The organism is Nocardia thailandica NBRC 100428 (genome assembly GCF_000308795.1).
Taxonomy (GTDB): Bacteria; Actinomycetota; Actinomycetes; order Mycobacteriales; family Mycobacteriaceae; genus Nocardia; species Nocardia thailandica.
In genome coordinates this window covers 1-6,125 of the sequence record NZ_BAGK01000005.1, presented here as the reverse complement: position 1 = coordinate 6,125, position 6,125 = coordinate 1, and the positions used below count along the sequence as shown (strand labels likewise).

Sequence of the window (6,125 nt, the reverse complement as noted above, 5' to 3'; positions counted from 1 at the left end):
GATGCCGAACAGCGGCCGTGGTCGACAGGGGCGTGTTCGGCCGGTAGGCCTGCTCCAGGTGGTCGAGCGCCCGCGCGGTGCGCCGCTGCCACTCCCACTCGCCCACCTGTTGCCGCACGAGCGTGAGGGGGGCGCTGCTCGCGGTGAGCGATTCCCACAGGCTGCCCGCGTCGGGGAAGGCCACCTCGACGGTGTAGCGCTGGATGACGACGCCACCGAAGCCCGCGGCGCGCATCTCGCTGTGGAACACCTCGGGGTTCTCCAGGTTGAGCAGATTCGGCTGCGGCAGGGCCGCCCTCGGCTCGCCCGCGGCCAGCGCGCCGAACAGCGCCCGCATGAGCGAGGACTCGGCGGCGGGCGCCCAGCTCGTGACCACGGCGAGGCCGCCGGGCCGCAGCACCCGGCGCAGCTCGGCGAACCCGCGCGCCCGGTCCGGGAAGAACATGAGGCCGAACAGCGAGAACGCGGCGTCGACGGAGGCGTCGGGCAGCGGCAGGTCCTGCCCGTCGGCGACCTCGGCGACGATGTCGAGCCCGAGCGCGGCGGCGCGGGCGCGGAGTTCGGCGACCATGGCCGGAGAGATGTCGATGGCGCGCACGCGGGCGCCGCGCTCGGCGGCGGCCAGGCCGAGCAGGCCGGTGCCCGCGCCGATGTCGGCGATCTCCGCGCCCGGCGGCAGCGAGGCGCATTCCAGCGCGTGCTCGGCGAAGGGCGCGAGCACGGTCGCGGCGTGCCGGGCGTATCCGTCGGCCACCAGGTCCCAGACCTGCGCCGTCGCCATCGGATCAGCGGACACGACTGCGTTCCTCCCTGCCCTCATCCGTCTTCCTGCCCGATAGAGGTTAGGCGGTCAGATCCGCCGCTCGAAGGTGACCAGGGCGTTGCCCGGCCCGTTATAGTCCGGGACCGGCCCGGTGACCGTGAATCCGAGACTGCGGTGGAAATCGATCGAGGTGTAGTTCATCGGCACGGTGATCGCCTTGACCACGCGCCTGCCCCGCGCGCGGGCGATGCCGAAGAACTCCCCGTACAGCGTGCGGCCGAGCCCGCTCTTGCGCGCGTCGGGCCGCACCGCGACGAAGTGGATGTAGGCCTCCTCGGCCTGCGCCGGGGACAGGAAGCCGACCAGGAAGCCGGAGATCCCGCTCCCGTCGGTGGCGACCAGGCTCGTGTCGTGGAAGTGATCGAGGAAGAGCCGGGGCAGGCTCGGCAGCGCGGAGCGGCCCCACCAGTCGTCGACGATGCCGGCCAGCCGGTCGTAGTCGCCCTGTCGTGCCCGGCGGATGGCGTGACCGCCGTCGTGTCCCGTATCGGCCCCCATACGAGAACTGTCCCGCAGCGCGCGAACCGATGCGACCCGATTGACGGGAATGCCTGATGAAAGGCGGTGCGGCGCCGCCGGAATCGTGCCCTGCCGCGCGCGGCGGCGCGGCAGGGCACGCGCGACTCAGAGGGTCCGGGTGAGGCGGTCGGCCAGGATCTGGGCGAACCGGGCCGGGTCCTTCAGTTCGCCGCCCTCGGCGAGCACGGCGGTGCCGTAGAGCAGTTCGGCCGTCTCGGTCAGCTCGGGCACCTTGCCCTCGTCGGCGTCGGGCTTGCGCGCGTCGTAGGCGTCGCGCAGGCCGGTCACCAGCGGGTGGGTCGGGTTGAGCTCGAGGATCCGCTTGCTCTCCGGCAGCGCCTGGCCCGAGGCCCGGTACATGCGCTCGAGCATCGGGGTGAAGTCGAAGACGTCACCGACGAGGCAGGCCGGGGAGGTGGTCAGACGGTTGGTCAGACGGACCTCCTTGACTGATTCGTCCAGGGTCTTGCCCAGCCATTCGATCAGCTCGGCGAAGTCCTTGTCCTGCTGCTCGCGCAGCGCCTCGGTCTCCTTCTTCTCCTCCTCGGTCTCCAGGTCGACCTCGCCCTTGGCGATGGACTGGAACCGCTTGCCCTCGAACTCCGGCACCGAGCCGACCCACATCTCGTCGACCGGGTCGGTGAGCACGAGGACCTCGCGACCCTTGGCGCGGAACGCCTCGAGGTGCGGGGAGTTCTCGATCTGCTGACGGCTCTCGCCGGTCATGTAGTAGATCGCGTCCTGGCCCTCGGGCATCCGCTCGACGTACTGGGCCAGGGTGGTGAGTTCGCTGTCGGAGGCCGTCGAGGCGAAGGAGGACACCGCGAGGATGGTGTCGCGGTTGTCGGTGTCGGAGAGCAGGCCCTCCTTGAGGACGCGGCCGAACTCGGTCCAGAAGGTCTGGTACTTCGACTGGTCCTCGGCGCCCTGCAGGTCCTTGATCGTGGAGAGCACCTTGCGGACGAGGCGCTTGCGGATCATCTGGATCTGGCGGTCCTGCTGGAGGATCTCGCGGGAGACGTTGAGCGAGAGGTCCTGCGCGTCGACCACACCCTTGACGAAGCGCAGGTACTCCGGCATCAGCTCTTCGCAGTTGTCCATGATGAACACCCGGCGCACGTAGAGCTGCACGCCGCGCTTGTGCTCGCGGGTGAACAGGTCGAACGGCGCGTGCGAGGGCAGGAACAGCAGGGCCTGGTATTCGAAGGTGCCCTCGGCCTTGAGCGGGATGATCTCGAGCGGATCGTCCCAGGCGTGGCTGACGTGGCGGTAGAACTCCTTGTACTCCTCGTCGGTGACCTCGCTCTTGGGGCGGGTCCACAGCGCCTTCTGGGAGTTGAGGGTTTGCTCCTCGACGATGGTCTTCTCGGTCTTCTCCTCGCCCTCCCCCTCGGTGACCGTGCGCTCGACCTGCATGCGCACCGGGTAGGCGATGAAATCGGAGTACTTCTTGACGATCTCGCGCAGCTTCCATTCCTGCGTGTAATCGAAGAGGTGATCCTCGGCGTCGGCCGGCTTCAGCGTCAGCGTGACCGCGGTGCCCTGCGGGGCGTCGGCGACGGTCTCGATCGCGTAGGTCGACGAGCCGGCCGCGGCCTGCCAGCGGGTGCCCTCGGTCTCGCCCGCCTTGCGGGTGGTCAGGGTGACGTGGTCGGCGACCATGAAGGTCGAGTAGAAGCCGATACCGAACTGGCCGATGAGCTCCTCGGCGGCGGCTTCGGACTTCGCGTCGGCCAGCTGACGGCGCAGCTCGGCGGTGCCGGACTTGGCCAGGGTGCCGATCAGGTCGACCACCTCGGCGCGGGACATGCCGATGCCGTTGTCGCGCACGGTCAGCGTGCGCGCGTCGCCGTCGACCTCCAGCTCGATGTGCAGGTCGGAGGTGTCGACCGAGAGGTCCTTGTCCTGGAACGCGGCGAGCTTGAGCTTGTCCAAGGCGTCGGAAGCGTTCGAGATCAGCTCGCGCAGGAACGTGTCTTTGTTGGAGTAGACCGAGTGGATCATCAGTTCGAGCAGCTGATGGGTTTCGGCCTGGAACTCGAGATTCTCGACGTGCTCTGTCACGAGCCCGATGGTATTACCGTGCCCGCGGGCGGCGCTCCCGAGTACCCCCGCTGCGATCAGGCCACGCCGGACCCGCCGGTGACGAAGTCGGCCATCGAGGGAACCTCCAGGTCGGCCCGGTCGGTCATCCAGTTGCGCAGCACCATGGTGGCCTGGACGTCGTCCTCGTTGTACTCGAGCAGCCGGGCCCGCTGGGACAGGTCGATCAGGCCGTCGTCGTAGCCGACCGCGCGGCGGTACCAGCTCATCGACGCCTCGCCGTTGGCCTCCGGGTCGCGCCAGCCGAAGCCGGCGACGGGGGCGATCTTCTTCAGACCCTTGCCGTTCGGGCAGATGAAGTGGTCGGTGACGGCCTGGAACATGTCGACCCAGTCCGGGGAGTCGACGAAGGCGCGCACCTGTTCGTGGGTGGGGACACCGGGTCGGCCCGCGAACCGCCGGGCCGACTCGTAGAGCCACTTGTCCTCGGCGGTCCGCGAATAGCAGTAGGCGGCGAAGGTGCGGCCCGCGGCCTTGGCCGTGTCGCGCACGTCCATGAGCCAGGTCCAGAATTCGGCGAACGAGCGGCCCTCGTCCTCGGTGGGCAGCGGGTCCCAGGTGACGAAGGGGCGGTAGACCCCGTCGAGCAGGGTGCCCCACAGGTAGGCGCCCTCCTCCTGGTAGCTCTCCAGGTCGACGTCGACCTCCACGTCGGCGCGGCGCACCCGCACCCGCTCGACGCGGCGGACCAGGGGCGCGCCCTGGATCCAGGCGCGGGCGGTGACCACGGTCTCGGCGAACGGGCCGTGCTGCCAGTCCTCGGGGTCGTCGCCCACCCAGGCGGCGAGGTCGTCGACCGTCTGGACGCCGTGCACGCGCAGCACGTCGGCCCGCGAGCCGGGCGCGACCAGGCTGACGTCCCGCATCTCGGCCAGGGTGCCCTCGCAGCTCGGACCGCCCTCGACCCCGCGGCTCCACCACGGACACTGCCTGCACTCGGGCACCTTCGACGGCTGGGTCGGCAGTTCGCCGCGCACGACCGCGATGCGGTCGGCGTAGCGCTGGTCGTAGTCGGCCAGGGTCGTGGTCAGGTCGTGGACGAGGATGCGGTCGAAGGCGAGACCGATCACCCCGCCGACCAGGGACGGACTGGCCAGGCCGTGCCGCTGGAGCATCCGGTACAGGTGGGCGAGGCGCTGCTGGTCGCGCGGCTGCGGGCGCAGCTTGACCGTCCGGTCCTTGCGGGGCGACCACTCGAACAGGTCCGACGTCGTCGGGTGGAAGTCGGCGGGGTCGGGCCTTCGGGGGTCGGTGACCTTGTGGTTGACCACGATGACCGGGATGTAGCCGCCGCGGTCGGCGTCGCGCAGCAGGACCTCGGAGCCGCCGCGGCGGCCCGTGTCGGGCTCCTGCGGCAGCAGCCCGCCCCAGACCCGCGGCGCGCCCGAGTCGAGCGCCTCCATGGTGGCGGCGACCTTCGCGGCGGCGGGCAGGTCGGCGGGGACGATCGTCCACAGGTCGGGGGCGGCGGCGACCAGTTCGTCGCGGACCCGCAGGCGGTGCGCGTGCGCGGCTTCGCGTCGCTGCAGCACGCCCGCGTCCTCGCGGACCTCGGCGATGACCTCGGGATGCAGGGCATCCAGATGGAGCCGGTGACGGCACCCGATCAGCGACCGCGCATCGAGATACGCAGGGCGCGCGGCACTGCCGGGCACAGCACGGTGGATGTCTTCGGAGCCTGCACGCACGCAAGCAGTATGGTCCCTCCCCCCGACACAATGCCCAATCGCTACCCTCATCCCACTACGCTTAGGACCTGAGGCAGCCTCGCGGAGGCGATGACGCTGCCCTCATGACGATGAGCATCACGGAGGGCCGAACCCATGGGGTTGTTCAGCAAGCGCGCACGGCGTCCCAGCCGCCGTGCCGAGGCCAAGGCGCTCAAGCACAAGGCCGCCATGGAGGCCAAGCTGAGTGCCAAGAACGACCGTAAGGCCGCCAAGGCGGGTGAGCGGACCAGCCGCCGCGCCGCCAAGGCGCAGGCGCGCACGGACGCCAAGGTCGCCAAGGCCCAGATCGCGGCGCTGCACGCGGAGGAGAAGGCCCAGCTGTCGCTGGCCAAGAAGGCCGACCGCGACGTTTTCTCCCCGGGCCAGATCCGCAAGTACATCGGCGTGGCCCGGGTGCTGATCCCGGTGCTCGCGCCGCTGGCCTACCGGGGCGCGACGCTGATCCGCGGCCAGCTCGACGCGCGCCGCGCCCAGTCGCTCGGCATCGGCCTCGACCAGCTCGGCGAGTTCGCGGGGCACGGCGCCCGCCTGCAGGCGCGCATCGCCAACACCGGAACGGCGCTGGACAAGATCGCGGCCGACAAGCCCAAGGACCCCGACGTCGCGAAGTTCGTCGCGGGCACGCGTTCGCGCCTGGACGACCTCGGCGTCGCCGTGCGCACCGCCGAGCAGCTGCCGGTGCAGCGCAGGCGGGCCGTCCACACCTCCATCTCGACCGAGCTGTCCAGCATCGAGGCCGACACCCTCGCGCGCCTCGGCGTGCACTGAGCGTTCCGGCGATGTGCGGTGGACCCGGCGCGGGTGACCCGGCGTGAGGCCGGGTCACGGCCGGGCACGCACACCCGGGCCTGCGCCCGCCGGAAACGCGGTGCGCGGCGGCGCGAGCGGGTCCCTCGTTGCGGCCGTCGCGGTCGCGGCGCACGGGCTCGCGGGCGGCGGCGTCCCCGGTT

5 protein-coding genes are annotated in these 6,125 nt (G+C 70.9%); 1 reads left to right on the top strand and 4 read right to left on the bottom strand.

Annotated features, from left to right (window positions below):
• The 4 genes from ON36_RS00255 to ON36_RS00240 all read right to left on the bottom strand — a co-directional run.
• Positions 1–796 (bottom strand): class I SAM-dependent methyltransferase (locus ON36_RS00255; protein WP_052313492.1); only part of this gene is annotated, 796 nt, incomplete at its 3' end.
• Positions 797–850: 54 nt separating this feature from the next.
• Positions 851–1,321 (bottom strand): GNAT family N-acetyltransferase, encoded by a 471-nt coding sequence (locus ON36_RS00250; protein ID WP_043646206.1) that lies wholly within the window; start codon positions 1,319–1,321, stop codon positions 851–853.
• A gap of 126 nt (positions 1,322–1,447) precedes the next feature.
• Complete coding sequence (htpG, locus tag ON36_RS00245; protein ID WP_043646204.1) at positions 1,448–3,406, bottom strand: molecular chaperone HtpG; 1,959 nt, start codon at positions 3,404–3,406, stop codon at positions 1,448–1,450.
• A gap of 56 nt (positions 3,407–3,462) precedes the next feature.
• Positions 3,463–5,184 (bottom strand): TM0106 family RecB-like putative nuclease, encoded by a 1,722-nt coding sequence (locus ON36_RS00240; RefSeq protein WP_083884813.1) that lies wholly within the window; start codon positions 5,182–5,184, stop codon positions 3,463–3,465.
• Positions 5,185–5,268: 84 nt separating this feature from the next.
• On the opposite strand from ON36_RS00240, the gene ON36_RS00235 reads away from it, so the two are divergent.
• Positions 5,269–5,943 carry a DUF6474 family protein gene (locus ON36_RS00235; RefSeq protein ID WP_043646200.1) on the top strand — a complete coding sequence of 225 codons (675 nt, stop codon included), beginning with the start codon at positions 5,269–5,271 and terminating at the stop codon, positions 5,941–5,943.
• Positions 5,944–6,125 lie beyond the last annotated feature (182 nt).